General features: G+C 54.1%; 26 protein-coding genes and 1 tRNA gene. 19 read left to right on the forward strand and 8 right to left on the reverse strand.

Annotated features, from left to right (window positions below):
- Nucleotides 1–31 precede the first annotated feature (31 nt).
- Nucleotides 32–787, reverse strand: coding sequence for a hydroxyacylglutathione hydrolase (gene gloB, locus K2184_RS19215; protein ID WP_049128431.1), 756 nt, complete (start codon nt 785–787; stop codon nt 32–34).
- Nucleotides 788–819: 32 nt separating this feature from the next.
- On the opposite strand from gloB, the gene K2184_RS19220 reads away from it, so the two are divergent.
- The gene (locus K2184_RS19220) at nt 820–1,536 is read left to right on the forward strand and encodes a class I SAM-dependent methyltransferase (RefSeq protein ID WP_004110768.1); all 717 of its coding nucleotides are present in this window, start codon (nt 820–822) and stop codon (nt 1,534–1,536) included.
- Between the two features lie 2 nt (nt 1,537–1,538).
- Here the strand turns inward: K2184_RS19220 and rnhA are convergent, their stop codons facing one another.
- Nucleotides 1,539–2,006, reverse strand: coding sequence for a ribonuclease HI (rnhA, locus tag K2184_RS19225; protein WP_004099142.1), 468 nt, complete (start codon nt 2,004–2,006; stop codon nt 1,539–1,541).
- A gap of 65 nt (nt 2,007–2,071) precedes the next feature.
- Between rnhA and dnaQ the strand changes: the two genes are divergently transcribed.
- Both dnaQ and K2184_RS19235 read left to right on the forward strand, forming a co-directional pair.
- The gene (dnaQ, locus tag K2184_RS19230) at nt 2,072–2,803 is read left to right on the forward strand and encodes a DNA polymerase III subunit epsilon (protein ID WP_085955793.1); all 732 of its coding nucleotides are present in this window, start codon (nt 2,072–2,074) and stop codon (nt 2,801–2,803) included.
- Between the two features lie 132 nt (nt 2,804–2,935).
- Nucleotides 2,936–3,012 (forward strand) — tRNA-Asp (locus K2184_RS19235).
- 211 nt (nt 3,013–3,223) lie between these two features.
- Here K2184_RS19235 and K2184_RS19240 read toward each other — a convergent pair.
- Together K2184_RS19240 and fadE are read right to left on the reverse strand one after the other, a co-directional pair.
- Nucleotides 3,224–3,994, reverse strand: coding sequence for an amidohydrolase (locus K2184_RS19240; RefSeq protein WP_163525417.1), 771 nt, complete (start codon nt 3,992–3,994; stop codon nt 3,224–3,226).
- Nucleotides 3,995–4,173: 179 nt separating this feature from the next.
- Nucleotides 4,174–6,618 (reverse strand): acyl-CoA dehydrogenase FadE, encoded by a 2,445-nt coding sequence (gene fadE / locus K2184_RS19245; RefSeq protein ID WP_004099146.1) that lies wholly within the window; start codon nt 6,616–6,618, stop codon nt 4,174–4,176.
- Between the two features lie 238 nt (nt 6,619–6,856).
- On the opposite strand from fadE, the gene lpcA reads away from it, so the two are divergent.
- Nucleotides 6,857–7,438, forward strand: a complete 582-nt coding sequence (gene lpcA / locus K2184_RS19250; RefSeq protein ID WP_004099149.1) for a D-sedoheptulose 7-phosphate isomerase — start codon at nt 6,857–6,859, stop codon at nt 7,436–7,438.
- A gap of 209 nt (nt 7,439–7,647) precedes the next feature.
- Nucleotides 7,648–8,415, forward strand: coding sequence for a class II glutamine amidotransferase (locus K2184_RS19255; RefSeq protein WP_004099151.1), 768 nt, complete (start codon nt 7,648–7,650; stop codon nt 8,413–8,415).
- Here K2184_RS19255 and dpaA read toward each other — a convergent pair.
- Nucleotides 8,386–9,126 carry a peptidoglycan meso-diaminopimelic acid protein amidase gene (gene dpaA, locus K2184_RS19260; RefSeq protein WP_004099152.1) on the reverse strand — a complete coding sequence of 247 codons (741 nt, stop codon included), beginning with the start codon at nt 9,124–9,126 and terminating at the stop codon, nt 8,386–8,388. The two genes, K2184_RS19255 and dpaA, sit on opposite strands and share 30 nt — an antisense overlap.
- Before the next feature lie 413 nt (nt 9,127–9,539).
- On the opposite strand from dpaA, the gene K2184_RS19265 reads away from it, so the two are divergent.
- From K2184_RS19265 to nqrM, 7 genes are read left to right on the forward strand one after another with little or no spacing between them, the layout of a single operon-like run.
- Nucleotides 9,540–10,883 carry a Na(+)-translocating NADH-quinone reductase subunit A gene (locus K2184_RS19265; protein WP_123830174.1) on the forward strand — a complete coding sequence of 448 codons (1,344 nt, stop codon included), beginning with the start codon at nt 9,540–9,542 and terminating at the stop codon, nt 10,881–10,883.
- Nucleotides 10,884–10,886: 3 nt separating this feature from the next.
- Complete coding sequence (locus K2184_RS19270) at nt 10,887–12,125, forward strand: NADH:ubiquinone reductase (Na(+)-transporting) subunit B (protein WP_004099158.1); 1,239 nt, start codon at nt 10,887–10,889, stop codon at nt 12,123–12,125.
- Nucleotides 12,118–12,912: a Na(+)-translocating NADH-quinone reductase subunit C gene (locus K2184_RS19275; protein WP_004099160.1), complete on the forward strand. Its 795-nt coding sequence runs from the start codon at nt 12,118–12,120 to the stop codon at nt 12,910–12,912. The genes K2184_RS19270 and K2184_RS19275 overlap by 8 nt, the downstream gene beginning before the upstream one ends.
- A complete protein-coding gene (locus K2184_RS19280; protein ID WP_004099162.1) occupies nt 12,905–13,543 on the forward strand; it encodes an NADH:ubiquinone reductase (Na(+)-transporting) subunit D in 639 nt (212 codons plus the stop codon). The genes K2184_RS19275 and K2184_RS19280 overlap by 8 nt, the downstream gene beginning before the upstream one ends.
- A gap of 6 nt (nt 13,544–13,549) precedes the next feature.
- Nucleotides 13,550–14,146, forward strand: coding sequence for an NADH:ubiquinone reductase (Na(+)-transporting) subunit E (gene nqrE / locus K2184_RS19285; protein ID WP_004099164.1), 597 nt, complete (start codon nt 13,550–13,552; stop codon nt 14,144–14,146).
- An 11-nt stretch (nt 14,147–14,157) separates the two neighbouring features.
- Nucleotides 14,158–15,381, forward strand: a complete 1,224-nt coding sequence (nqrF, locus tag K2184_RS19290; protein ID WP_004099166.1) for an NADH:ubiquinone reductase (Na(+)-transporting) subunit F — start codon at nt 14,158–14,160, stop codon at nt 15,379–15,381.
- A 2-nt stretch (nt 15,382–15,383) separates the two neighbouring features.
- Nucleotides 15,384–15,599, forward strand: coding sequence for a (Na+)-NQR maturation NqrM (gene nqrM / locus K2184_RS19295; RefSeq protein WP_004099168.1), 216 nt, complete (start codon nt 15,384–15,386; stop codon nt 15,597–15,599).
- A gap of 32 nt (nt 15,600–15,631) precedes the next feature.
- Here the strand turns inward: nqrM and K2184_RS19300 are convergent, their stop codons facing one another.
- The gene (locus K2184_RS19300; protein WP_004099170.1) at nt 15,632–16,489 is read right to left on the reverse strand and encodes a glycerophosphodiester phosphodiesterase family protein; all 858 of its coding nucleotides are present in this window, start codon (nt 16,487–16,489) and stop codon (nt 15,632–15,634) included.
- Nucleotides 16,490–16,649: 160 nt separating this feature from the next.
- Between K2184_RS19300 and dinB the strand changes: the two genes are divergently transcribed.
- From dinB to prfH, 4 genes are all read left to right on the forward strand, one after another.
- Nucleotides 16,650–17,705, forward strand: a complete 1,056-nt coding sequence (gene dinB / locus K2184_RS19305; protein WP_017146578.1) for a DNA polymerase IV — start codon at nt 16,650–16,652, stop codon at nt 17,703–17,705.
- A 2-nt stretch (nt 17,706–17,707) separates the two neighbouring features.
- Nucleotides 17,708–18,163, forward strand: coding sequence for a GNAT family N-acetyltransferase (locus K2184_RS19310; RefSeq protein WP_004099173.1), 456 nt, complete (start codon nt 17,708–17,710; stop codon nt 18,161–18,163).
- Nucleotides 18,164–18,338: 175 nt separating this feature from the next.
- On the forward strand, nt 18,339–19,478 hold the full coding sequence (locus K2184_RS19315) for an RNA ligase RtcB family protein (protein WP_004110783.1): 1,140 nt from the start codon (nt 18,339–18,341) through the stop codon (nt 19,476–19,478).
- The gene (gene prfH / locus K2184_RS19320; RefSeq protein WP_004110785.1) at nt 19,475–20,074 is read left to right on the forward strand and encodes a peptide chain release factor H; all 600 of its coding nucleotides are present in this window, start codon (nt 19,475–19,477) and stop codon (nt 20,072–20,074) included. The genes K2184_RS19315 and prfH overlap by 4 nt, the downstream gene beginning before the upstream one ends.
- A gap of 56 nt (nt 20,075–20,130) precedes the next feature.
- Here prfH and pepD read toward each other — a convergent pair whose 3' ends face one another.
- A complete protein-coding gene (pepD, locus tag K2184_RS19325) occupies nt 20,131–21,588 on the reverse strand; it encodes a cytosol nonspecific dipeptidase (RefSeq protein ID WP_049129201.1) in 1,458 nt (485 codons plus the stop codon).
- Nucleotides 21,589–21,845: 257 nt separating this feature from the next.
- Between pepD and gpt the strand changes: the two genes are divergently transcribed.
- From gpt to crl, 3 genes are all read left to right on the forward strand, one after another.
- On the forward strand, nt 21,846–22,304 hold the full coding sequence (gene gpt / locus K2184_RS19330) for a xanthine phosphoribosyltransferase (RefSeq protein WP_004099178.1): 459 nt from the start codon (nt 21,846–21,848) through the stop codon (nt 22,302–22,304).
- A 106-nt stretch (nt 22,305–22,410) separates the two neighbouring features.
- A complete protein-coding gene (gene frsA, locus K2184_RS19335; protein ID WP_163525415.1) occupies nt 22,411–23,655 on the forward strand; it encodes an esterase FrsA in 1,245 nt (414 codons plus the stop codon).
- A 57-nt stretch (nt 23,656–23,712) separates the two neighbouring features.
- Nucleotides 23,713–24,111 (forward strand): sigma factor-binding protein Crl, encoded by a 399-nt coding sequence (gene crl / locus K2184_RS19340; RefSeq protein ID WP_004099188.1) that lies wholly within the window; start codon nt 23,713–23,715, stop codon nt 24,109–24,111.
- Between the two features lie 82 nt (nt 24,112–24,193).
- On the opposite strand, the gene K2184_RS19345 is transcribed toward crl, so the two are convergent.
- Nucleotides 24,194–24,700, reverse strand: a complete 507-nt coding sequence (locus tag K2184_RS19345; protein WP_004099190.1) for a serine acetyltransferase — start codon at nt 24,698–24,700, stop codon at nt 24,194–24,196.
- Nucleotides 24,701–24,702 lie beyond the last annotated feature (2 nt).

Raw genomic sequence — 24,702 nt, forward strand, 5'->3', positions numbered from 1 at the left:
GGTGAAGTCCCCCGAAGACAAGAATTAAATCTCAGAAGTCGTCTTTCTTTGACCTTAACCACGCAAATCTCTGAACAGAGTGTTGCAAATTTGTTTCTTTGTTTATTTCTTCAATTAAATCATGATCATCTGTACGTAAAAATAAATTTATACGACGTTCATTTTTCAGAGTTACGGGTAGTGTCTTTTGTTTTTTTGCGCGTAACTCATTAACTTTGCGATAGTAATCATTTATATCCTTATCATGGGGCAAGATGCTCATTGCAAACTTCATATTTGCTAAAGTGTACTCATGTGCGCAACATATTAACGTTTCATCAGGAAGGGCGTTAATCTTGTTAAATGATTGATACATCTGGTCTGGTGTGCCTTCAAAGAGTCTGCCGCAGCCGCCGGAAAACATTGTATCGCCACAAAATAGATAAGGTTTACTGTAGAAACAGATGTGTCCTAAAGTGTGACCTGGCGTAGCAAAAATAGAAAATTCGCGGCCCAAAACGGACAGGCTTTCTCCGTCCTTTACGATGCAGGTTGCTCCCTTATCCTGGGTTTCTGCCGGTCCGTAAACCGCTATTGCCGGGAATTTTTCACATAGTTGTTTTACGCCGCCAACGTGGTCGTGATGGTGATGCGTTAAGAAGATGGCTTCCGGCTGCCAGCGGTTTTGTTCTATCGCGGCGAGCACCGGCGCGGCTTCTCCCGGGTCGACTATCAGACAGCGGCCGCTATCTTCACTGAGAACCCAGATGTAGTTGTCCTGAAATGCGGGAATACTGATAAGATTCATAAATTACCTCTAAAGCGTAGCGGAAGGTTGCGATGAAGCCGGCAAGGATACCTCAGACAGTTACAGCGCCAGAGCACTGGTCCAGCATGCCCTGGGGCGAATACTACCGCGAATCGCTGGAACGGCAGATGAAACCGTGGCTGGCTAAATTATATGGCTTTCATTTACTTAAGATTGGCAATCTGAGCGCGGAAATCAATACGGAGTCCTGCGCGATTTCCCACCAGGTGAATGTCTCTTTACAGGGTAATCCCGTGCAGGTAAAGGCCGATCCGCTGCATTTGCCTTTTGCCGAGAAGTCGGTTGATGCCTGCCTGCTGGCGCATACCTTACCCTGGTGTAGCGATCCGCATCGACTGCTGCGGGAAGCAGACCGAGTGCTGATTGACGATGGCTGGATCATTTTGACCAGTTTTAACCCCATGAGCCTGATGGGATTACGCAAGCTGGTGCCGGTCTTGCGCAATAAGCCCCCCTATAACAGCCGCATGTTTACTTTAACGCGTCAGATGGACTGGCTGGCGCTGCTGAATTTTGAAGTGATGCATCACGGTTGCTACCAGGTCCTTCCCTGGTCTCGTCACGGGGGGAAAATGCTCAGCACCCATTTACCTGCTTTAGGATGTTTACAGCTCATTATTGCCCGTAAACGTACGATCCCCTTGACGCTAAACCCGATGAAATCGGGCAAAGCAAAAAAACGGATACCGCAGGCGGTGGGCGCCACACGTCAGTGGCGCAAGGGGTAAAATTAGCGCTCTGCCAGATAACCGGTATCATCCCGGGTGGGATGAGAGGCGGCCGCGCGCGCCAGTTCGTCGCAGCGTTCGTTTTCCGGATGCCCCGCGTGGCCTTTGACCCACTCCCATTTTATTTTGTGTTGACCCAGCGCAGCGTCCAGGCGCTGCCAGAGATCGACATTTTTGACCGGTTTTTTATCCGCCGTTTTCCAGCCGCGCTTTTTCCAGTTGTGGATCCACTGAGTAATACCCTGACGCACATACTGGCTGTCGGTACTGAGGATCACTTCGCAATGTTCTTTCAGCGCTTCGAGGGCGACGATGGCGGCCATCATCTCCATGCGGTTATTCGTCGTGAGGTTAAAGCCTTCGCTAAAGGTTTTTTCTTTTCCGCGATAGCGTAAAATTGCACCGTAGCCGCCGGGGCCTGGATTGCCCAGGCAGGAACCATCGGTGAAAATTTCTACCTGTTTGAGCATCTCTGGTAGACTTCCTGTAATTGAAATCGATACGTAAAACGGTAAGTCTGACATAAATGACCGCTATGAGCACTGCAATTACACGACAGATCGTTCTCGATACCGAAACCACCGGTATGAATCAGATTGGTGCGCACTATGAGGGGCACAAGATAATCGAGATCGGCGCGGTAGAGGTGATCAACCGCCGCCTGACCGGGAACAACTTCCACGTCTATCTTAAGCCGGACCGCCTGGTGGACCCTGAAGCTTTTGGCGTCCACGGTATTGCGGACGAATTCCTCATGGATAAGCCCGTGTTTGGCGATGTTGTCGATGAGTTTCTCGATTACATCCGCGGCGCGGAGCTGGTCATCCATAACGCATCGTTCGATATCGGCTTTATGGACTATGAATTTAGCAAGCTGAATCGCGGTATTCCGAAGACCGATACTTTTTGCAAGGTGACCGACAGCCTGGCCCTGGCGCGTAAAATGTTCCCGGGCAAGCGCAATAGCCTTGATGCTCTTTGCTCGCGTTATGAAATAGATAACAGCAAGCGAACGCTCCACGGGGCTCTGCTCGATGCCCAGATTCTGGCCGATGTTTATCTGATGATGACCGGCGGCCAGACGACGATGGCTTTCTCTATGGAAGGGGAAGGGCAGCGGCAGGCCGGAGATACGGGAATACAGCGCGTTGTCCGGGCAGCCAGTAAGCTACGCGTAGTTTATGCCACTGATGAAGAGCTGGTGAACCATGAATCCCGCCTCGATCTGGTACAAAAGAAAGGCGGAAGCTGCCTGTGGCGGGCATGATTGGGCAGTAAATGCGTTAAAAATAATCTGATGGGTGATTTTTGCAGCAAGCGATTCAAAAATGAAGAAAAAGCGTTGACGGAGTAGAGGGGAAACCGTAATATTCGCCTCGTTCCCAACGGAACAGTATGTGGAGCGGTAGTTCAGTCGGTTAGAATACCTGCCTGTCACGCAGGGGGTCGCGGGTTCGAGTCCCGTCCGTTCCGCCACTATTCAGAAAGCCTGAATCAGAAATGATTCAGGCTTTCGTCGTTTTAGCCTGCTGAATCATTACTCTTTCCTCTTTTCGCCAGCGAGCGGTATGCCGCATTAACGCTTTTGCTCTGAGTAGCGTGAGTTTTCTCTGGGGTCTCAGGGGCGCGTTATCGCGGGGGTTTAAGGCATAAAGAAAGGGAGCACAGGCTCCCTGATATGCGGTCTTTAATTGAGCGTGAAGGGGTCGGCATCCTGCCAGGCTGGAAACTTCTCGCGATACTCGTTCAGCGCCGTCAATGAAAGCTCTGCGTCAAGGCGAGTGGCCTGATGCGGCTCGGCGGTGGCGATAATTTCGCCCTGCGGCGTAATTATCCGACTGTCGCCCCGGTAATGGTGGCCATTGCCGTCGGTACCGACGCGATTGCATCCGGCAACATAAGCCTGATTTTCGATAGCCCTGGCCACCAGTAGCGACTGCCAGTGCGTTGAGCGTGGTGCGGGCCAGTTGGCAACATACAGCGCTAAATCGTAGTCGTTATGATTGCGCGACCAGACCGGGAAGCGCAGGTCGTAGCACACCAGCGGCAGGATCCTCCAGCCGCGCCATGCAAAAATGACCCGTTCGTTACCCGCCTGGTAATGGTGATGTTCATCCGCCATGCGGAACAGATGTCGTTTATCATAGAAATGGATTTTACCCTCGGGCTCCACCAGCAAAAAACGGTTAACGGGCCCGCGTTCCGTTTGCAGCGCCGCGCTGCCGGCAATCAGCGCATTGGTTTGCGCGGCTTTAGCTCCCATCCAGGCAACCACTTCCTCTTGCGATAGCGACTGTTTTGCCGCCTCCATCGCGAAACCGGTGGTGAACATTTCGGGTAAAACAATGAGGTCCCGCCCGGTAATCCCTTCCAGTTGACGATCGAAATGACGCAGGTTGGCGGGACCGTCCATCCACACCAGCTGTTGTTGTAAAAGGGTAATTTTCAGTCCGGGCACGGTGGTAACTCCAGCGTTGTGAAAGGAATGATAAATACTTTAACACCATATCAGCAGGCGGAGGGCTCACGGAATAGTTTGTCAAAGAAATGACAGGACGGGATATCGCTTATGGAGAACTGCCAGAAAAAAGAGAGGCGGGAGGCCCGCCTCGATCGTGATGTGATTATTTTTTAGTTTTAGGCCGCTTCAATCTTGCGAACCTTCTCCGGCAGCTTTACCGGTCGGGTCGCCAGTTCATCCGGGGCGAAGTCGTCGACGTTAATGCTGCGCAGACGGCTGGTTTCAGCACGGACCAGGATGTCCGCCTCGTCCTGATTGATTAACCCTTTTGCCAGCGCGTTACGGGCCAGTTCATCAAGTCGGGTAAAGGACAGATTCTTGCCCAGCTCTTTACAGATACGCTGGTGGATAGGATCTGCCGCCATCACATCAAGCAGCGCTTCCTCCAGCAGACCGACCGGGTTATGCTCGCTCGGCGTCAGATACTGACCGCGGCCGATACGAGAACGCGTCGCGCTCGGAACCTGCAGGATTTTCGCGACTTTATGATCCAGCTTGTCTGAAGGCGCCAGGTAATGACGTCCGGTCGGGAAGATAGCCACGCGAAGCGCGCCCGCTACCAGACGATTCGGGAAGTTCACCAACAGATCGTCAATCGCCTGCTCGGCCTGATACAGCGCATCCTGCACCCCCCAGTGCACCAGCGGTAAGTCCGCTTCGTTACGCCCCTCATCGTCATAGCGTTTCAGGACCGCCGACGCCAGGTAGAGCTGGCTCAGCACATCGCCCAGACGCGCAGAAATTCTTTCACGACGCTTCAGACTACCGCCCAGTACCGCCATTGAGACATCGGACAGCAGAGCCAGGTTGGCGCTCAGGCGGTTCATATGCTGATAGTAGCGACGAGTGGCATCGCGGGTCGGCGAGCTGCTGGTAAGGCCGCGAGTCAGGCCCAGCCAGAAACTGCGTACCTTGTTGCTTCCTACGTGGCCGATGTGTTTAAACAGCAGCTTATCGAAAGCGTTAACGTCGTTATTCTGCGCCGCCGCCATTTCATCCAGCACGTATGGATGGCAACGAATCGCCCCCTGGCCGAAGATCATCATGCTGCGGGTAAGAATATTCGCGCCTTCAACGGTGATGGCGATTGGCGCGCCCTGATAAGCCCGCGCCAGGAAGTTTCCGCTGCCGAGCATAATGCCTTTACCACCGGTAATATCCATTGCATCGATGATCGAGCGCTGGCCGCGGTGGGTACAGTGGTACTTCACGATTGCCGACAGTACCGCGGGTTTTTCGCCAAGCATAATGCCGTAGGTAATCAACGAGGCGGCAGCATCCATTACGTAGGCGTTGCCTGCAATACGCGCCAGCGGTTCTTCGATCCCTTCCATTTTACCGATGGAGATTTTGAACTGGCGGCGAATGTGCGCATAGGCGCCGGTAGCCATGGCGACAGACTTCAGGCCCCCGGTGGCGTTCGATGGCAGGGTGATACCGCGACCTACGGATAAGCACTCAACGAGCATCCGCCAGCCCTGGCCGGCCATGGTCGGGCCACCGATAATGTAGTCGATAGGAACGAAAATATCTTTTCCCTGGGTCGGACCATTCTGGAATGGAACGTTCAGCGGGAAATGACGACGACCGATCTCAACGCCCGGCGTGGTTGTCGGGATGAGGGCGCAGGTAATACCCAGCTCTTCTTCACCTCCCAGCAGACGGTCGGGGTCGGAGAGTTTAAATGCCAGCCCCAGCACGGTGGCGATAGGGGCAAGCGTAATATAGCGTTTGTTCCAGGTCAGACGCATACCCAGCACCTGCTGGCCTTGCCATTCGCCCATGCAGACCACGCCGGTATCCGGAATCGCGCCGGCATCTGAACCCGCTTCCGGGCTGGTCAGCGCGAAGCAGGGAATTTCCTGGCCGCGAGCCAGGCGTGGCAGATAGTGATTTTTCTGTTCTTCCGTACCGTAATGCTGCAGCAGCTCGCCCGGGCCTAATGAGTTAGGCACGCCGACGGTAATCGCCAGAATACCGGAGACGCCCGACAACTTTTGCAGAACGCGAGCCTGTGCATAAGCGGAGAACTCCAGCCCGCCGTACTCTTTCTTAATGATCATCGCAAAGAAGCGATGCTCTTTCAGATAAGCCCACAGCTCCGGCGGCAGATCCGCCATTTCGTGAGTGATTTCGAAGTCGTTCGCCATTCGGCAGGCTTCTTCAACCGGGCCGTCAATAAAGGCTTGTTCTTCGGCAGTCAGGCGCGGCTGCGGGTAGTTGTGCAGTTTCTGCCAGTCGGGATTGCCGCGGAACAGATCGCCTTCCCACCATGTTGTCCCGGCATCAATTGCTTCTTTCTCGGTACGCGACATCGGCGGCATGACCTTACGGAAAGCGCGGAAGGCTGGCACTGAAATCATAGATTTGCGCATCGGCGCAAAATTGAACGGCAGTAAAAGGATTGCCAGCGGGACCAGCAGCCAGATATTCCACAGCCCTGCAATGCCGAGCGCGGCGGTCCAGAGCAGCAAAATCGCGCTGCTGAGCAGCAGACTGATTCGGTGATAGAAGAGCGCACCGAGTAAAACAACGGTTGCAACAATACTCAAAATCATCATAGAGAAATGCTCCCTGTCTTGTAGGAGGTCTGACCACTTGTGATGATATGGTTGTAGTGGATGTAATTTGTTTTAGCAATGTGTTTACAAAATAATTACAACCTTGCTCACATTGTTGTACGGAATTGCGGCACATAAAAGCAAAACGCCAGAGGATAACCGCGCCTGCGGCTTCTCGCTTCGCCGGCTATCCGGTAAACTGCCTGGGTTATCCCACCCATACTGAAGGATTATCCTCATGTACCAGGATCTTATTCGTAACGAACTGAACGAAGCCGCCGAAACGCTGGCCAATTTTCTGCAGGACGAAGCCAATATCCATGCGATTCAGCGCGCAGCGGTGCTGCTGGCGGATAGCTTTAAGGCCGGCGGTAAGGTGCTCTCCTGCGGTAATGGCGGTTCGCACTGCGATGCGATGCACTTTGCGGAAGAGCTGACCGGGCGCTATCGTGAAAATCGCCCCGGCTATCCGGCCATTGCGATTTCAGACGTGAGCCACCTTTCTTGCGTGAGTAATGATTTTGGCTATGAATATGTTTTCTCGCGCTATGTGGAATCTGTGGGGCGTGCAGGGGACGTACTGCTGGGGATCTCCACTTCCGGAAATTCTGGTAACGTCATCAAAGCGATCGAAGCTGCCCGCGCTCAGGGCATGAAAGTTATTACCCTGACCGGTAAAGACGGCGGTAAAATGGCAGGCTCTGCGGACGTTGAAATCCGCGTACCGCATTTTGGTTATGCCGACCGCATTCAGGAAATCCATATTAAAGTGATTCATATCCTGATTATGCTGATCGAAAAAGAGATGGTTAAAGCTTAAGAGGCTATTTTGTTAGCCATTTTGAACCCGGTCAGTGCTCAGACAAAACTCACCGAGTTTTGAACGCCCTTCAGGGCGGCCCGGAGGGTGAGCGTAGCGAATCATCCTCACGTACATGATGTACGCTCCGGTTTCTGTGCGCTGGCCGTGTCCAAACTGACAGCACCAATAACGCCTTTTATGTTTCAGTAAGTGGTATGAGGTGATCTATGTGCGAACTGCTCGGGATGAGCGCGAATGTGCCAACTGATATTTGTTTCAGCTTTACCGGGCTGGTTCAGCGCGGTGGCGGAACCGGGCCGCATAAGGACGGCTGGGGAATTACCTTTTATGAAGGTAAAGGCTGTCGCACATTTAAAGATCCGCAGCCTAGCTTTCAATCGCCCATCGCTAAGCTGGTGCAGGAATACCCCATTAAATCCTGCTCGGTTATCGCCCATATTCGTCAGGCCAACCGCGGTATTGTCGCGCTGGAAAATACTCATCCCTTTACCCGCGAACTCTGGGGACGTAACTGGACCTATGCGCACAACGGTCAGCTGGAGGGGTATGAGTCTCTCGAGACGGGAAATCTGTATCCTGTCGGGGAAACCGATAGCGAAAAGGCGTTCTGCTGGCTGCTACATAGCATCACCGAACGCTATCCGGAAATGCCGGGAGACATGGTTGAGGTTTTCCGGTTTATCGCCACGCTCGCCGGGGAGCTGCGTGAAAAAGGCGTGTTTAACATGCTGCTCTCCGATGGGCGCTACGTCATGGCGTTTTGCTCAACGAATTTATACTGGATTACGCGACGGGCGCCGTTTGGCGTAGCAACGCTGCTGGATCAGGATGTCGAGATTGACTTTCAACGCGAGACCACACCGAATGATGTGGTCACCGTTATCGCCACCCAGCCGCTGACCGGTAACGAAACCTGGCATAAAATCATGCCAGGCGAGTGGGCGCTATTTTGCCTCGGGGACCGTGTAGTTTGAAGCAAGCTGTGGCTGAACGACTTCGTGGCTGAGCGGTTTGCTCACTACGTAGCGGCCATCGACTACGGAAACCACCGGCGGCTTGTGCGTCAGGCGGAAGTAATCATACCCGGGTTTCAGCTGCTTCCAGAAATCCGCGAAGTAGGAAAACTTGTGGCGCGCCATGTTGGCATCGGTCATGCGGAAAGGATAAATACTCACCTGAACGTTGGGCTGACCAAAAACTAAGGCGCCGGTGACGAACTGGAAAATCTCGTCAATGCCGGTATCGGTCATGGCGTAGCAGCCGACCGATACGCATGCGCCGTGAATCATCAGATATTTGCCTTCGTAACCATGCGCGCGATCGTAGGCGTTCGGAAAGCCGATATTGATCGCTTTATAGAAACGACTATCGGGTTTTAACTGGTTACGGGAAACATTGTAAAAACCTTCCGGGCTTTTGAAGTCGCCCTGACGCTGCTTTGGCCCGAGACCGCCGGAGTAGTTACAAATGCGGTAGCTGTCGAGAAGCTGCCAGGTTTCGCCCATCTTGACGTAAAGATCGAGCATGCGCTCTTCTTTAAAGATCTCAATGTAGACCGGCGAGCCCATGAGCTGCTGCTTATACTCTTTGCTCATCGGCGTTGTCGAGCTGTTACTGCTAAGTAGCCCTGCGAATGAAACGCATGGCAACAGAAGCATCGCAATAAATAATGCGATTTTGCGCATACTACTTGTTCCTTGATAAAACAAATAACCACATTGCCAGGACGGCAAGAGAGACCCGAAATCAGAGTATTCTGGTTTTAGAGCGCTCACATTAGCATCACGGCATTTTTTCGCAAGCACGACGTGCTGCGTTTACGTCTGAGTTTTCCGTTATAGCGAATCCTGGGGCAAAGCGCAGTCAGAACTTTGCGTAATAGCTCGCATTTTAGAACCACTTAGTGGCGGTTTGTCTACAGGCGCCGCTCACGAAATGTTACACTTGGCCCGCTAACTGTTCAGGGTAAGAAAGGATGCTTCTCTCCCGTCTTGTGAATCACCAGGACTATGATGTTCCTTTCTTCCTCATATATTCCATTAATTATGCTGGCCTCGGCCCGAAACCGGGGTTTAAGTAACGGATACCTGCTAACGATATGATTAAAATCACGAAAGGGCTGAATTTGCCCATAGCTGGCATGCCATCACAGCAGATTTCTTCGAAGACTGCGGTCAAGCGCGTTGCGCTGTTGGGTGAAGAGTACATCGGTATGCGCCCATCAATGGCGGTGCGTGAAGGGGACCGGGTGCAAAAAGGTCAACTTCTGTTCGAAGATAAAAAAAATCCTGGCGTGCGTTTTACTGCACCTGCGAGTGGAACCGTCAGCGCCATTCATCGCGGCGAGCGCCGGGTTCTGCAGTCGGTCGTTATTGATGTGGATGGCGAAGAGTCCGTTCATTTTCCCCGCTATGAATTAGCCGAGCTTGCCGGATTGACGCGCGAGAGCGTTCAGCAGCAGCTGCTGGAGTCCGGGCTGTGGACGGCATTTCGCACCCGCCCTTTCAGTAAAATACCTGCGCCGGGCAGCGTTCCTGCGGCCATTTTTGTCACCGCGATAGACACGAATCCGCTGGCGGCCGATCCTCAGCCAATCATTCTGGCCCAGCGCGAAGCGTTTGACGCCGGTTTGACGCTGTTGACGCGGTTGACCGACGGTAAAGTTCACGTGTGTCAGGCCGGCGGCGGCAAGCTTGGCGGACATCCTGTCGGCCAGGTGACCTTTAATCAGTTTGCCGGTCCGCATCCGGCCGGGCTGGCGGGGACTCACATTCATTTTCTTGAGCCGGTCAGCCTGAAAAAGCAGGTCTGGCATCTTAACTATCAGGATGTTATCGCCGTCGGCAAAGTGTTCCTTGAAGGGGAGTTGTACAACGAACGCATCGTTGCTTTTGGCGGCCCGCAGGTCAAAGAGCCTCGTTTGTTAAAGACCTGCTTAGGCGCCAGCCTTGATGAACTGCTTGAAGATGAGCTGCTGGACGATGAAAACCGCATTATCTCTGGTTCAGTCCTCAGCGGAACCCATGCGCGCGGGCCTCATGCTTTCCTTGGGCGCTTTCATTTACAGATAAGCGTTGTGAAAGAGGGGCGCGAGAAAGAGCTATTCGGCTGGGTGATGCCGGGGAAAGATAAATTCTCCATTACCCGTACCACCGTCGGCCACTTTCTGAAGCGTAAGCTATTTAATTTCTCGACGGATACCAACGGCGGCGAGCGGGCTATGGTACCGATTGGCAACTATGAGCGAGTGATGCCGCTGGATATTCTGCCCACCATGCTGCTGCGCGATTTGCTGGCGGGCGATACCGACAGCGCGCAGGCGCTGGGCTGTCTGGAACTGGATGAAGAAGACCTGGCGCTTTGCACCTACGTTTGTCCCGGCAAGTATGAATATGGTCCGGCATTGCGCAGCGTGTTAACCCAGATTGAGCAGGAAGGATAAGTGATGGGCTTAAAGCAACTGTTTGACAAACTTGAGCCGCACTTTACGCACGGCGGCAAGCTGGAAAAATACTACCCGTTGTTCGAAGCGACGGCGACCCTGTTCTATACACCCGGTCAGGTGACGCGCGGAGCGGCGCACGTCAGAGACGCCATCGACCTTAAGCGGATGATGATACTGGTGTGGTTCGCCGTTTTCCCGGCGATGTTCTGGGGAATGTATAACGTTGGTCTGCAGACCATACCGGCACTGGCTAAATTATATAGCGCTGAACAGCTGCAGCAGGTCATCGCCGGGAACTGGCACTACAGCATTGCCCAGTGGCTGGGGGTAAACTTCACCGCTGATGCCGGCTGGCTCAGTATGATGACGCTGGGTGCGGTATTTTTCCTGCCTATCTACATCACCGTGTTTCTTGTCGGTGGGTTCTGGGAAGTCCTGTTTGCTATCGTGCGTAAGCACGAAATAAACGAAGGCTTCTTCGTGACCTCAATCCTGTTCGCGCTGATTGTACCGCCATCGCTGCCGCTATGGCAGGCTGCGCTCGGGATCACGTTTGGCGTCGTCATGGCCAAAGAGATCTTTGGCGGAACCGGGCGTAACTTTCTCAACCCGGCGCTGGCGGGGCGGGCCTTTCTGTTCTTTGCCTGGCCGGCGCAAATTTCCGGCGATCTTGTGTGGACCGCAGCGGATGGCTTTTCCGGCGCGACGCCGCTGTCCCAGTGGGCTAGCGGCGGCGGTGAATCGCTGGTTAATGTCACAAGCGGACAGCCGGTAAGCTGGATGGATGCCTTCCTCGGCAATATTCCGGGCTCGATTGGCGAGGTCTCGACGCTGATGATTCTGATCGGCGGCGCCATCATCATTTTCGGTCGCGTGGCTTCCTGGCGCATTGTCGCTGGGGTATTCCTCGGCATGGTGGCTACCGCGACGCTGTTTAACTTCATTGGCTCTGATACTAACCCGATGTTTGCCATGCCGTGGTACTGGCATCTGGTTCTCGGCGGTTTTGCTTTCGGCATGATGTTTATGGCGACGGATCCGGTGTCCGCGTCGTTTACGGATAAGGGTAAATGGAGCTACGGCCTGCTGATCGGCGTGATGTGCGTCCTGATTCGCGTCGTCAACCCGGCCTATCCGGAAGGGATGATGCTGGCGATCCTCTTCGCCAACCTCTTTGCGCCGCTGTTCGATTACCTGGTGGTGCGGGCCAATATTAAGCGGAGGAAGTCGCGTGGCTGAGAATAAAAGTAACGATAGCATCGGCAAAACGCTGCTGGTGGTGCTGGTGCTTTGTCTGGTCTGCTCAATCGTGGTCGCCGGTTCTGCCGTGGGGCTAAAATCGCGCCAGCAGGAGCAGCGCGCTCTCGATAAACAGCGCAATATCCTGGCGGTTGCCGGTCTGATGAAGCAGGGAATGAGCGCAGATGAAGTGGCCGATATTTTTAAGGCCCGCATCTCTCCACGATTAGTCGATCTCGCTAGCGGGGAGCTGCTGGATAAAGACCCGAGCAAATTTAATCAGGCCCAGGCCCTGAAAGATCCGCAGCAGAGCTTGCAGCTGGAAGCCAGCCAGGATCCGGCGGGTATTAAACGCCGCAGTAATATCGCCGAAATATATCTGGTGCGTGATGAAAAACAGCAGATTCAGGAAGTCGTACTCCCTATTTACGGCAACGGTCTGTGGTCGGTGATGTACGCGTTTGTGGCGCTGGAAACCGATGGCCGTACGGTAAAAGGGATCACTTATTACGATCATGGCGAAACGCCGGGGCTGGGCGGGGAAATTGAAAACCCCAACTGGCGCCAGCAGTTCGTCGGTAAACAGGTGCTTGATGATAAAGGGATGCCTGCGCTGAGAATCGTCAAAGGCGGCGCGCGTCCTGGCGACCTGCACGCCGTTGATGGCCTGTCGGGCGCAACGCTGACGTCAAACGGCGTGCAGCATAGCTTTGATTTCTGGATGGGCAAACTGGGCTTTGGCCCATTCCTGCAAAAGGTGCGAGAAGGGGAGCTGAATAATGGCTGATTTGGGCGACATGAAAGAAATGAAGCGCGTGCTGGTGGGGCCGCTTATCGCTAATAACCCTATCACTCTGCAGGTACTGGGCGTCTGCTCCGCGCTGGCGGTGACCACCAAGCTGGAGACCGCTTTTGTAATGACCATTGCGGTGACGCTGGTTACGGCATTCTCCAGCATGTTTATCTCCATGATTCGCCACCACATTCCGAATAGCGTGCGCATCATTGTACAGATGGCGATTATCGCTTCGCTGGTTATCGTCGTCGATCAGGTGCTACGCGCGTTTGCCTATGAGATCTCGAAACAGCTTTCGGTTTTCGTCGGTTTGATCATCACTAACTGTATCGTGATGGGGCGCGCCGAAGCCTATGCCATGAAGTCGCCGCCGTTGGCGAGCTTTATGGACGGTATTGGCAACGGTCTGGGATACGGGGCGATCCTAATCATCGTTGGTTTCCTGAGAGAGCTGATCGGCAGTGGTAAGCTATTCGGTATTACCGTGCTGGAAACGGTGCAGAACGGTGGCTGGTATCAGCCAAATGGTCTGTTTCTTCTGGCACCCAGTGCGTTCTTCATTATCGGTTTGTTGATTTGGGCGGTGCGCAGCTGGAAGCCTGAACAGCAGGAAAAGGAGTAACCGACCATGGCTCACTACATTAGCCTGTTTGTCCGCGCCGTGTTTGTTGAAAACATGGCGCTGGCCTTCTTCCTGGGAATGTGTACCTTCCTCGCCGTGTCGAAAAAGGTCTCAACCGCTTTCGGTCTCGGCGTTGCGGTAACGGTCGTACTCGGACTGGCGGTACCGATCAATAACCTCGTGTATAACCTGGTGCTGCGCGATGGCGCGCTGGTGGAAGGCGTTGACTTAAGCTTTCTGAACTTCATCACCTTTATTGGCGTGATTGCCGCGCTGGTACAAATTCTGGAGATGATCCTCGATAAGTACTTCCCGACGCTTTATAACGCGTTGGGGATCTTTCTGCCGCTGATTGCCGTTAACTGTGCGATTTTTGGCGGCGTCTCCTTCATGGTACAGCGCGACTATAACTTCACCGAATCCATCGTTTACGGCTTTGGTTCCGGCGTCGGCTGGCTGCTGGCGATTGTGGCGATGGCGGGTATTCGCGAAAAAATGAAATACGCAAACGTGCCTGCGGGTCTGCGCGGGTTAGGGATCACCTTTATTACCACGGGTCTGATGGCGCTGGGCTTTATGTCATTCTCCGGTGTGCAGCTATAAGGGCGGAAAGTATGGAAATAATTCTTGGCGTAGTGATGTTCACGCTGATCGTCCTGGTGCTATCCGGGCTGATATTGGCCGCGCGTTCGAAGCTGGTGAATGCGGGCGATGTGGTCATTGAAATCAATAACGAAGCGGATAAACAGATCCGTACTCCGGCGGGTGACAAGCTGCTGAATACGCTCTCCAGCAACGGAATCTTCGTCTCGTCGGCCTGCGGTGGGGGCGGCTCCTGCGGCCAATGCCGGGTGACGGTGAAAGAGGGCGGCGGTGATATCCTGCCTACCGAACTTTCTCATATCACCAAGCGTGAGGCGAGAGAGGGCTGCCGCCTGGCCTGCCAGGTCGCGGTGAAGCAGAACATGAAAATTGAGCTGCCGGAGGAGATTTTTGGCGTTAAGAAGTGGGAATGTGAAGTTATCTCGAACGATAACAAAGCCACTTTTATCAAAGAGCTGAAGCTGCGCGTGCCGGACGGCGACGCGGTTCCGTTCCGCGCAGGCGGGTATATTCAGATCGAATGTCCATCGCACAAAGTCGCTTATGCTGACTTTGACGTTCCGGATGAGTATCGCGGCGATTGGGATAAATTTAATCTCTTCCGCTATGTCTCGGATGTAAAAGAGCCTACGTTGCGCGCCTACTCCATGGCTAACTATCCGGAAGAGAGGGGCATCATCATGCTCAACGTGCGTATCGCAACCCCGCCGCCGCAGGTACCTGATGCGCCTCCGGGAATTATGTCTTCCTATATCTGGTCGTTGAAGCCGGGCGATAAAGTGACGATTTCCGGGCCGTTTGGGGAATTTTTTGCCAAAGAAACGGACGCTGAAATGGTCTTTATCGGCGGCGGTGCCGGGATGGCGCCGATGCGCTCGCATATTTTCGATCAGCTTAAGCGCCTGCACAGTAAGCGTAAAATCAGCTTCTGGTACGGCGCGCGCTCTCTGCGAGAAATGTTCTATGATGACGAATTCGAGCAGCTGGCACGTGAAAATCCGAACTTTACCTTCCACGTGGCGCTCTCCGATCCGCAGCCTGAAGATAACTGGACCGGTCATACCGGCTTTATTCACAACGTCCTGTATGAAAACTATCTGCGCGATCACCCGGCGCCGGAAGATTGTGAATTCTATATGTGCGGGCCGCCGGTGATGAACGCCGCGGTCATCAAAATGCTGAAAGATCTCGGCGTTGAGGATGAAAACATCATGCTCGACGATTTTGGAGGCTAATGATGCTGACGGTATTTGTCGCGACCTTTGTGATTTTCGCGCTGGTTATTCTGGGAATGTCGCTCGGGTATCTGATCAAGCGAAAAACTATCCAGGGCAGCTGCGGGGGGATCTCATCGCTGGGTCTGGAAAAGGTCTGCGACTGCCCTGAGCCCTGCGATGCGCGTAAAAAACGCATGGCACGCGAAGCGCAGCGCAATCAGGATCGCATCATTTAACTAGCAGGCCGCACCGTGCGGCCTTTTTTGATTTACCACGTTTTCGCTTTTGCCGGTGAGTCAACCATTACGCCGTCGGCGCCAAGCTCGCTTGCCGTACGAAAATCATCAGCATTATTAATGCCGAAGAATATGATATGGGCTTTGCCCTGTGAGCGGAAACAGTCCATCGCTTCTTTATCCCAGGTGAGTGTGGCCGGCGATACGCCTTCGCCCAGGGTGAACTTCTCGATGACTTCTACTTTGCGTTTCAGCTCAAGGCCGTACCAGTGCTCGTCCCCTGGTGAGTTGGTGGGCTGACACTGGTGGCTAAGAGAAATGGTCGCCAGCTTTGTTCGCGTTTCGTCCCGGCTGACGAAATGGGGAATTGACTCTGGTAGCGCTGCGATATAGCGAGCGTCCGTTGAATACACGCGTACGCGGGCGAGGCTATGGGTTTTATTTAACACATCGCCAAGCCGAGCCGCCATTATCGCAGGGTCGGCATCAGGCGATTTGATATCGATATAAAAGAAGGTCTCCGGCCACTGTTCCAGCACCGATTGTAGCGTGGGAATCGTTGCATTTTTACCGCGCCAGGGGTGAGTTTCATCGCCCCATTTCCACCCCGCGTCCATGCGTGCCAGTTCGGCTGCGCTATAGCTTGAGATTTTCCCTGTATGATTAGTCAGCGCGGAAAGATCGCCAGGACGATATAAAACCGGGACGCCATCCTGGCTTAATTGCACCGTTATCCAGATCGCCTCGGCCTTATTTTCCAGGGCGAGTTTTATTGCTGGAAGTGTATTTTCCGGGGCATCGCCGGTACCTCCGCGATGAGCAATAAGCTGAGGTGCTGCGCAGGCGCTGCTGGCAATAAGTAAACCGAGCGCAGTTACTATTGATTTCATGATTGGGTTTTACCTTATTTATTAATATAACTATATGAAAAATAAATCATATTTGTTGCATTTTTATGTTGTAGCACGTTTTTTAAGGTTGTGGATTTAAAAAGATTAAATTTCGCCATAGTTTGCTATACTGTATGCATGTACAGTCTAAGGTTTGGCTATGCGTAAAATCATCCATGTAGATATGGACTGCTTCTTCGCAGCGGTTGAAATGCGTGATAACCCGGCGCTGCGCGATATCCCTATCGCCATTGGCGGCAGTCGGGTACAGCGCGGCGTTATCAGTACGGCTAACTATCCGGCGCGTAAGTTCGGCGTGCGCAGCGCTATGCCTACCGCCACCGCCCTGAAACTTTGCCCACACCTGACGCTCCTTCCCGGCCGTTTCGACGCTTACAAAGAGGCCTCGAACCATATCCGGGAGATTTTTTCCCGCTATACCTCGTTAATCGAACCCCTATCGCTGGATGAAGCCTATCTTGACGTCAGCGACAGCGTCCATTGTCAGGGGTCAGCAACGCTGATGGCGCAGGAGATCCGTGAGACCATCCATCGCGAGCTCAATCTGACTGCTTCTGCCGGCATTGCGCCGGTAAAATTTTTGGCAAAAATCGCCTCGGATCTGAATAAACCTGACGGCCAGTTTGTCATTGCGCCGCACCAGGTAGCGGAGTTTGTCAAAACGCTGTCGCTGTCGAAGATCCCGGGCGTCGGCAAAGTCTCCGCCGCGAAGCTGGAAAGCATGGGCCTGAGAACCTGCGAAGATGTACAGAACAGCGATCTGGCAATGTTGCTCAAGCGCTTTGGTAAATTCGGGCGAATATTGTGGGAACGCAGCCACGGCATTGATGAACGAGAAATCAGCAGCGAGCGCCAGCGCAAATCGGTGGGGGTTGAGCGAACCCTGATAGAGGATATCCACGAATGGGCGGAGTGTGAGTCGATTATTGAGAACCTCTATCCAGAACTTGAAAGGCGCCTGGCGAAAGTTAAACCGGATTTGCGGATTGCTCGCCAGGGGGTCAAGCTGAAGTTTAATGATTTCCAGCTCACGACCCAGGAGCATGTCTGGCCCCGGCTGAATAAAGATGATTTGATTTCCACCGCGCATAAAGCCTGGCACGAGCGGCGCGGAGGTCGGGGAGTCAGGCTGGTGGGGCTACATGTGACTCTGCTTGATCCGCAGCTGGAGCGACAACTCGTTTTGGGACTGTAACAATGTTAACAATAAGAATGTACGAAGAGCGGGATTTTCCGGCGCTATGCGCACTATTTTTACGCGCCGTTAAAGAGACAGCCAGCGCCGATTATTCCCCCCGGCAAATTGCCGCCTGGGCGCAGGTTGATGAAGCCCGCTGGCGGCAAAAACTCGCGGCGTCACGCGTACTGGTGGCAATAAATGATGCCTCGCCGGTCGGGTTTATTACCGCCGTAGATGACTATATCGATTTACTCTTCGTTTCTCCCGACTATAGCCGCCAGGGCGTCGCCAGCGCGCTGCTCAATACGCTATTGAGGCAGCTTCCTGAGCGCATTTATACGGTAGAGGCCAGTATTACGGCAAAGCCCTTTTTTGCGCGTCATGGCTTCACGGTTATTCAGCCACAGGAAGTGGAGGCGCGGGGTGAACGTTTTCTTAATTATTTGATGCGGCGGCAAATCGGCTTGCAATAGATTTAACGCCTGATTACTATACGCGCACTTTCACCTATTTATTAACTGCAAAGGAGGTTCACCATGAATACAGATTTCCAGAACGCACTTTGCAGGCCTTCCCAGGAATAACTCTCTTTTTTGCCCTGGTAACGTCTGCCACATCCTTTATTTATTTTTTAATATGGATTGGTATATGGGCAATAATGTTCATTATACGTCTGAATCTATTTCTTATATTCGTTCAGACGATCTGTGGATCGAAGGTTTAGCGATCCAACAATTACACACGACGGCAAATTTACCCCACATGCAGCGCGTGGTGGGAATGCCAGACTTACATCCCGGGCGCGGCTATCCCATCGGCGCAGCCTTCTTCTCGCTGGGCCATCTCTACCCGGCACTGGTGGGTAACGATATCGGCTGCGGCATGGCGCTGTGGCAAACGGATATCCTCGCGCGAAAATACAATGCGGATAAGTTTGAGAAGAAACTGTCCGCTATGGGGGACGTTGCGCAAGCAAGCTGGCTGGACGAGCATCTGCCGGAAAATTTGTTGACCCATCCCTGGCGCAGCGCCCTGGGATCGATTGGCGGCGGTAACCATTTCGCTGAACTGCAGCAGGTGGAGCAGGTTGTGGATAACGACCGTTTCCAGCAGGCCGGCCTTGATGCTCAGCACCTGCTGCTGCTGGCGCACAGCGGATCGCGCGGCCTCGGGCAATCCATACTGCAGCGCCATATTGCGGCTTTTTCGCACGATGGCCTGGCGGAAGGTAGCGCTGCGGCTCGGGATTATCTGGCAGAACATGATGATGCGCTGGCTTTTGCCCGCGTGAATCGTCATCTGATTGCCACCCGCATCCTGCAACAGATACGGGCCGACGGACGGAGCGTACTGGATATCGCGCATAACTTTGTCGAGTCCTGTTCTGTTGCCGGGCTGCAGGGTTGGCTGCATCGCAAAGGGGCTACGCCGGACGACCGGGGCCTGGTGATAATCCCGGGATCTCGCGGCGACCACAGCTGGCTGGTGCAGCCTGTTACCCGCGAGGAGACCCTGCATTCGCTGGCGCATGGCGCCGGGCGGAAATGGATGCGAACCGAATGCAAAGGGCGCCTGTCCGGCAAATATACGCCGGCTCAGCTGGCGCGCACCGAGCTGGGAAGCAGGGTGATCTGCCGCGATCGTCAGCTGATCTATGAAGAAGCGCCGCAGGCGTATAAATCCGTTGAAAGCGTACTTAACTGTCTGGTGCAGGCCGGACTGGTCGAACCGATCGCCCGTCTGCGTCCACTGCTGACGCTGAAAACCAGCGGAGGGAAAAGCGCATGATTTTATTGCAACTCTCTTCCGCTCAGGGGCCGGATGAATGCTGTCTGGCGGTGAAACTGACGTTGGAGCGGCTCATAAAGGAAGCCGCAGAGCGGCGGCTTTCCCTGACGCTGTTGGAAAGTGAGCCAGGACGTCATGCCGGCACCCTGCGTTCTGTTCTGCTTTCGCTGGATGGTGACGGCGCGTTTGCTTTCAGCGAAAGCTGGTGCGGCACTTTACAATGGGTCTTTTCCAGTCCGTTCAGGCCGCATCACGGGCGCAAAAACTGGTATGTTGGCGTAGGGCGCTTTTCCTGCGATGAACAGATGCTCTCCAGCGAGATCCGCTTTGAAACGCTGCGCTCTTCCGGACCTGGCGGGCAGCACGTGAACAAGACCGATTCCGCGGTGCGCGCCATTCATACGGCAAGCGGCATCAGCGTAAAGGTGCAGTTGGAGCGGAGTCAGCATGCGAACAAACGGCTGGCGCGTCTGCTGATTGCCTGGAAGCTGGAACAGCAGCGGCAGAATGAGAGTGCGGCGTTGAAGTCTGAGCGGAGAATGTTCCATCATCAGATTGAGCGCGGCAATCCGCTGCGAACGTTTAGCGGGCGTTAATGAGCGAGTCGTTATAAAGAAAAGGCCCACTTCCTGAGGAGTGGGCCTTTGTTGTCTTACTTCGCCGGAATGGATTTCAGCAGCTCAGTCAGCAGCGTCCAGTACTGGCCCACGCTTTCGATATGCACCTGTTCATCCGGAGAGTGAGGGCCAGTAATGGTTGGCCCGATGGAAACCATATCCAGTTCCGGATACGGTTTTTTGAACAGACCGCACTCCAGGCCCGCGTGGATAATCTGGATATTCGGCGTTTTGTTGAACAGACGCTGATAGGTTTCACGTACCAGATGCATCACCGGAGAGTTGGCGTCCGGCTGCCAGCCTGGATAGGCGCCTTTGGCCTCGGTTTTCGCACCGGCCAGCTTGCCCAGAGAGTCCAGCATGCTCACGACGTAATCTTTACCGCTGTCAATCAGCGAACGAATCAGGCAGTGAATCTGCACGTTGTCGCTGGTCATGGTCACCACGCCGACGTTCAGAGAGGTTTCCACCACCCCTTTTGCCACGTCAGAGTTGCGGATGACGCCGTTCGGCGTGGCGTTAAGCAGGCGCACAAAGGTATCACGAGATTGAGTCGTCAGCGCAGGCTGGCCATTTTCCGCCGACTCCAGCAGCACAGCGAGATTTTTCTCTTTAGCCGCCAGCTCGTTTTTCAGGATCTCCTGGTACTCATTCGCTCGCGCTTTCAGCGTTTCCGCTTTGTCCGCGGCTACGGCTACCGTCGCGAACGCTTCGCGCGGGATGGCGTTGCGCAGGGTGCCGCCATTGAAATCGACCAGGCGCAGATCGAGCTCTTCAGCATGGCCCGCCAGGAAGCGTGCCAGCAGTTTGTTCGCATTGCCTAAACCGACGTGGATCTCGCCGCCGGAGTGGCCGCCTTTCAGCCCTTTAAGGGTCAGCTTAAAGCTCTGGAAATCGGCCGGAACGGCTTCACGGGTCAGCGCCAGGTCAGAGGTGAAGTCGATCCCACCCGCGCAGCCCATGTAAATTTCACCCTCTTCTTCGGAGTCGGTGTTGATCAGGATATCCGCCTGCAGCCAGTTGGGCTGCAGGCCAAAGGCGCCGTCCATACCGGCTTCTTCCGTCATGGTCAGCAGCACTTCCAGCGGGCCATGAACAACGTTGTCGTCAGCCAGCACCGCCAGCGCGGAAGCCATGCCGATACCGTTATCGGCGCCCAGAGTCGTGCCGCGCGCTTTGACCCACTCGCCGTCGATGTAAGGTTGAATCGGGTCCTGAGTGAAGTCGTGAACGGTATCGTTGTTTTTCTGCGGCACCATATCGAGGTGCGCCTGCAGCACTACCGGTTTGCGGTTTTCCATACCGGCAGTGGCGCCTTTACGAATCAGAATGTTGCCAACCTGGTCGCGTTCCGCATGTAAGCCTTTTTCTTTTGCCCAGCCCATAATGTGCTCAGCGAGCTGTTCTTCGTGATAGGACGGGTGGGGAATAGAGCAGATTTTGGCAAAAATATCCCACAGCGGCTGAGGGGATAATTGAGACAGTTCAGACACGATGAGTCTCCTTACAATCATCTGCAAAAGTCGTTTGCAGATCGAGGGTTAGCAATCAAATACACTACAAGCCCGGGCTTGCGCGATGGGGTTGAGAATACCACTTTCCGCGTACTCTGGTAGTGTAAACCACGTAAAAAGAGTCGTCGTGGCCGCTTAACGCTGGTTTTTAGCGCGTCAGATCTCTATAATCTCGCGCAACCATTTTCCCCCTCGAACATTATTTAAGCCGTATTACACAGGCTGGGACACTTCACATGAGCGAAAAATACGTCGTCACCTGGGACATGTTGCAGATTCACGCCCGCAAGCTGGCAACCCGCCTGCTGCCGGTTGAACAGTGGAAAGGCATTATTGCCGTTAGCCGCGGCGGTCTGGTACCGGGAGCACTACTGGCGCGTGAACTGGGTATTCGTCATGTTGACACCGTTTGCATCTCAAGCTACGACCACGATAACCAGCGTGAGCTGACGGTTCTGAAACGTGCAGAAGGCGACGGCGAAGGCTTCATCGTTATCGATGACCTGGTCGATACCGGCGGTACCGCCGTTGCTATCCGCGAAATGTATCCTAAAGCGCATTTTGTCACTATTTTCGCAAAACCGGCCGGCCGTCCGCTGGTTGACGATTATGTTATTGATATTCCGCAGGATACCTGGATTGAACAGCCGTGGGATATGGGCGTGGTGTTCGTACCGCCTATCGCAGGCCGTTAATTTCCCGCATAAATGCTAATTACCACGCCCGGTTTTGCCGGGCGTGGTTTTTTTTACCCTTGCGCAGGTTACAATAGCTTCAGTGGCAACATGATGGAGGCTGCACATGTCCCAGGCTAACCTTAGCGAAACGCTGTTTAAACCCCGATTCAAACATCCGGAAACCTCTACGCTGGTGCGCCGGTTCAATACCGGAGCGCAGCAACCGATCCAGTCCGCGCTCAGCGGCAATAACGTTGATCACTGGTATCGATTGATTAATCGCCTGATGTGGATCTGGCGTGGCGTGACGCCGCAGGAAATCCTCGACGTGCAGGCGCGCATCGTCATGAGCGATGCGGAGCGAACCGATCCGGAGCTTTACGATACGGTTGTCGGCTATCGCGGCGGCAACTGGATCTTTGAATGGGCGAAACAGGCGATGGACTGGCAGCAAAAGGCCGGCCAGGAAGAGGATCTGCTCATCAGCGGCCGCCACTGGCTGCATGCGGCAAACCTGTACAGCATTGCCGCCTATCCGCACATTAAAGGCGATGAGCTGGCGGAACAGGCGCAGGTGCTGGCATACCGGGCTTACGAAGAGGCGGCTCAGCGGCTGCCCGGCAAGCTGCGCGAGCTGGAGTTTTCCATCCCTGGCGCGGCGCCGATCACCGGGTTCCTGCATATGCCGCCAGGCGAGGGGCCGTTCCCGACGGTGCTGATGTGCGGCGGCCTTGACGCGCTCCAGACCGATTATTACAACCTGTATGAGAACTATTTTGCGCCATTGGGCATCGCTATGCTGACCGTGGATATGCCTTCAATTGGTTTCTCGTCAAAATGCAAGCTGACCCAGGATACCAGTATGCTGCACCAGTATGTGCTGCAGCATCTGGTCAATGTGCCATGGGTCGATCATACCCGCGTGGCCGCCTTTGGTTTCCGTTTTGGCGCCAACATTGCCGTACGGCTGGGCTATCTGGAATCTCAGCGCCTGAAGGCGGTTGCCTGCCTGGGCCCGGTGGTGCACGGCCTGCTGGTGGATCCGCTGCATCAGGGACGGGTGCCGGAAATGTATCTTGACGTTCTGGCTTCGCGTCTGGGAATGCACGATGCTTCCGACGAAGCGCTGCGCGTGGAGCTTAACCGCTACTCCCTAAAGGTTCAGGGACTGCTGGGGCGCCGCTGCCCTACGCCAATGCTTTCGGGCTTCTGGAAAGACGATCCGTTCAGCCCGGAAGAGGAGTCGCGATTGATCACTTCATCCTCATCCGACGGCAAGCTGCTGGAGATCCCGTTCAATCCGGTTTATCGCAATTTCGATCACGCCCTGCGGCAGATCGCCCGCTGGATTAGCCATAGATTTAGTTAATATATTGCTAAATTCTATCGATTTGGTAACGTCATGGCATCACCAAAGGAGATTGCAATGACGTTACCGAGTGGACACCTAAAGAGTAAGCTGATTAAGAAATTCACGGCGCTAGGCCCTTACATCCGTGAGGAGCAATGTGAAGACAACCGCTTCTTTTTCGATTGCCTGGCAGTTTGCGTCAACGTAAAACCGGCGCCTGAAAAACGCGAGTTCTGGGGATGGTGGATGGAGATGGAAGCGCAGGCATCGCGCTTCACCTATAGCTACCAGTTTGGATTATTCGATAAAGAAGGCGACTGGCGTCCGGTCGCGATTGACGATCCTGAAGTCACCGAAAAGCTCGAAAAGACGCTGCGCGATTTTCACCAACGAGCCGAAGCGCTATTGGCAACGTTTAACCTTAAACTGGAACCTGCTGATGATTTTAGCGAGCCGGTTAAGCTGAGAGCCTAAAAGTCAACCTTCTGTTGCCATCCGGCTAGCAATAAAACCCGCGTTTCTACCAGCGTGGGTTTTGTCCCCAGGCAAACCCACGCTAATTGCCGTTTAATACTCGATAGGGTTGACCGACGGCAATCATGCCTGCGGCCAGATCTTTGGTCACTACCGTGCCTGCCCCGACTTTGACGTTATCGCCCAGCGTGACCGCGCCGATCACCACGGCGTGGGCGCCAAATTCTACGTTATCGCCGATTCGCGGGCTGTTGCCTTCCTGACCCTGGCTATCGGTCACGCTGCCAATAGTGACCCCCTGGCGCAGAGTACAATTTTGGCCGATGATCGTTCCCCGATTAATAACGATGCAGTGCGGATGAAACAGCTTCAGCCCATATCCAATGCGCGCTCGCCACGGCAGCTCAATGCAAAATAAACACTCGTTAATCACGATATTGAGAATAACGAAGGGAATTGCGCAGATCTTCCACAGCGGGTTACGACTGCGGTAGAGCGTTGCCAGACGATAGAGCAGAAGCGCGATTTTCGCTTTAATGCCGCCGCAGGATTTGATTTCCCGGCCGACCAGCCTGATAGCCTCAAACATGG

This window comes from Klebsiella sp. K5-306, from assembly GCF_051835185.1.
GTDB lineage: Bacteria > Pseudomonadota > Gammaproteobacteria > Enterobacterales > Enterobacteriaceae > Klebsiella > Klebsiella oxytoca.

Coding starts and splice junctions, on each gene's coding strand:
- gloB (WP_049128431.1), bottom strand. CDS start 787: ATGAATCTTATCAGTATTCCCGCATTTCAGGACAACTACATCTGGGTT.
- K2184_RS19220 (WP_004110768.1), top strand. CDS start 820: ATGAAGCCGGCAAGGATACCTCAGACAGTTACAGCGCCAGAGCACTGG.
- rnhA (WP_004099142.1), bottom strand. CDS start 2,006: ATGCTCAAACAGGTAGAAATTTTCACCGATGGTTCCTGCCTGGGCAAT.
- dnaQ (WP_085955793.1), top strand. CDS start 2,072: ATGAGCACTGCAATTACACGACAGATCGTTCTCGATACCGAAACCACC.
- fadE (WP_004099146.1), bottom strand. CDS start 6,618: ATGATGATTTTGAGTATTGTTGCAACCGTTGTTTTACTCGGTGCGCTC.
- lpcA (WP_004099149.1), top strand. CDS start 6,857: ATGTACCAGGATCTTATTCGTAACGAACTGAACGAAGCCGCCGAAACG.
- K2184_RS19255 (WP_004099151.1), top strand. CDS start 7,648: ATGTGCGAACTGCTCGGGATGAGCGCGAATGTGCCAACTGATATTTGT.
- dpaA (WP_004099152.1), bottom strand. CDS start 9,126: ATGCGCAAAATCGCATTATTTATTGCGATGCTTCTGTTGCCATGCGTT.
- K2184_RS19265 (WP_123830174.1), top strand. CDS start 9,540: ATGATTAAAATCACGAAAGGGCTGAATTTGCCCATAGCTGGCATGCCA.
- K2184_RS19270 (WP_004099158.1), top strand. CDS start 10,887: ATGGGCTTAAAGCAACTGTTTGACAAACTTGAGCCGCACTTTACGCAC.
- K2184_RS19280 (WP_004099162.1), top strand. CDS start 12,905: ATGGCTGATTTGGGCGACATGAAAGAAATGAAGCGCGTGCTGGTGGGG.
- nqrE (WP_004099164.1), top strand. CDS start 13,550: ATGGCTCACTACATTAGCCTGTTTGTCCGCGCCGTGTTTGTTGAAAAC.
- nqrF (WP_004099166.1), top strand. CDS start 14,158: ATGGAAATAATTCTTGGCGTAGTGATGTTCACGCTGATCGTCCTGGTG.
- nqrM (WP_004099168.1), top strand. CDS start 15,384: ATGCTGACGGTATTTGTCGCGACCTTTGTGATTTTCGCGCTGGTTATT.
- K2184_RS19300 (WP_004099170.1), bottom strand. CDS start 16,489: ATGAAATCAATAGTAACTGCGCTCGGTTTACTTATTGCCAGCAGCGCC.
- dinB (WP_017146578.1), top strand. CDS start 16,650: ATGCGTAAAATCATCCATGTAGATATGGACTGCTTCTTCGCAGCGGTT.
- K2184_RS19310 (WP_004099173.1), top strand. CDS start 17,708: ATGTTAACAATAAGAATGTACGAAGAGCGGGATTTTCCGGCGCTATGC.
- K2184_RS19315 (WP_004110783.1), top strand. CDS start 18,339: ATGGGCAATAATGTTCATTATACGTCTGAATCTATTTCTTATATTCGT.
- prfH (WP_004110785.1), top strand. CDS start 19,475: ATGATTTTATTGCAACTCTCTTCCGCTCAGGGGCCGGATGAATGCTGT.
- gpt (WP_004099178.1), top strand. CDS start 21,846: ATGAGCGAAAAATACGTCGTCACCTGGGACATGTTGCAGATTCACGCC.
- frsA (WP_163525415.1), top strand. CDS start 22,411: ATGTCCCAGGCTAACCTTAGCGAAACGCTGTTTAAACCCCGATTCAAA.
- crl (WP_004099188.1), top strand. CDS start 23,713: ATGACGTTACCGAGTGGACACCTAAAGAGTAAGCTGATTAAGAAATTC.
- K2184_RS19345 (WP_004099190.1), bottom strand. CDS start 24,700: ATGTTTGAGGCTATCAGGCTGGTCGGCCGGGAAATCAAATCCTGCGGC.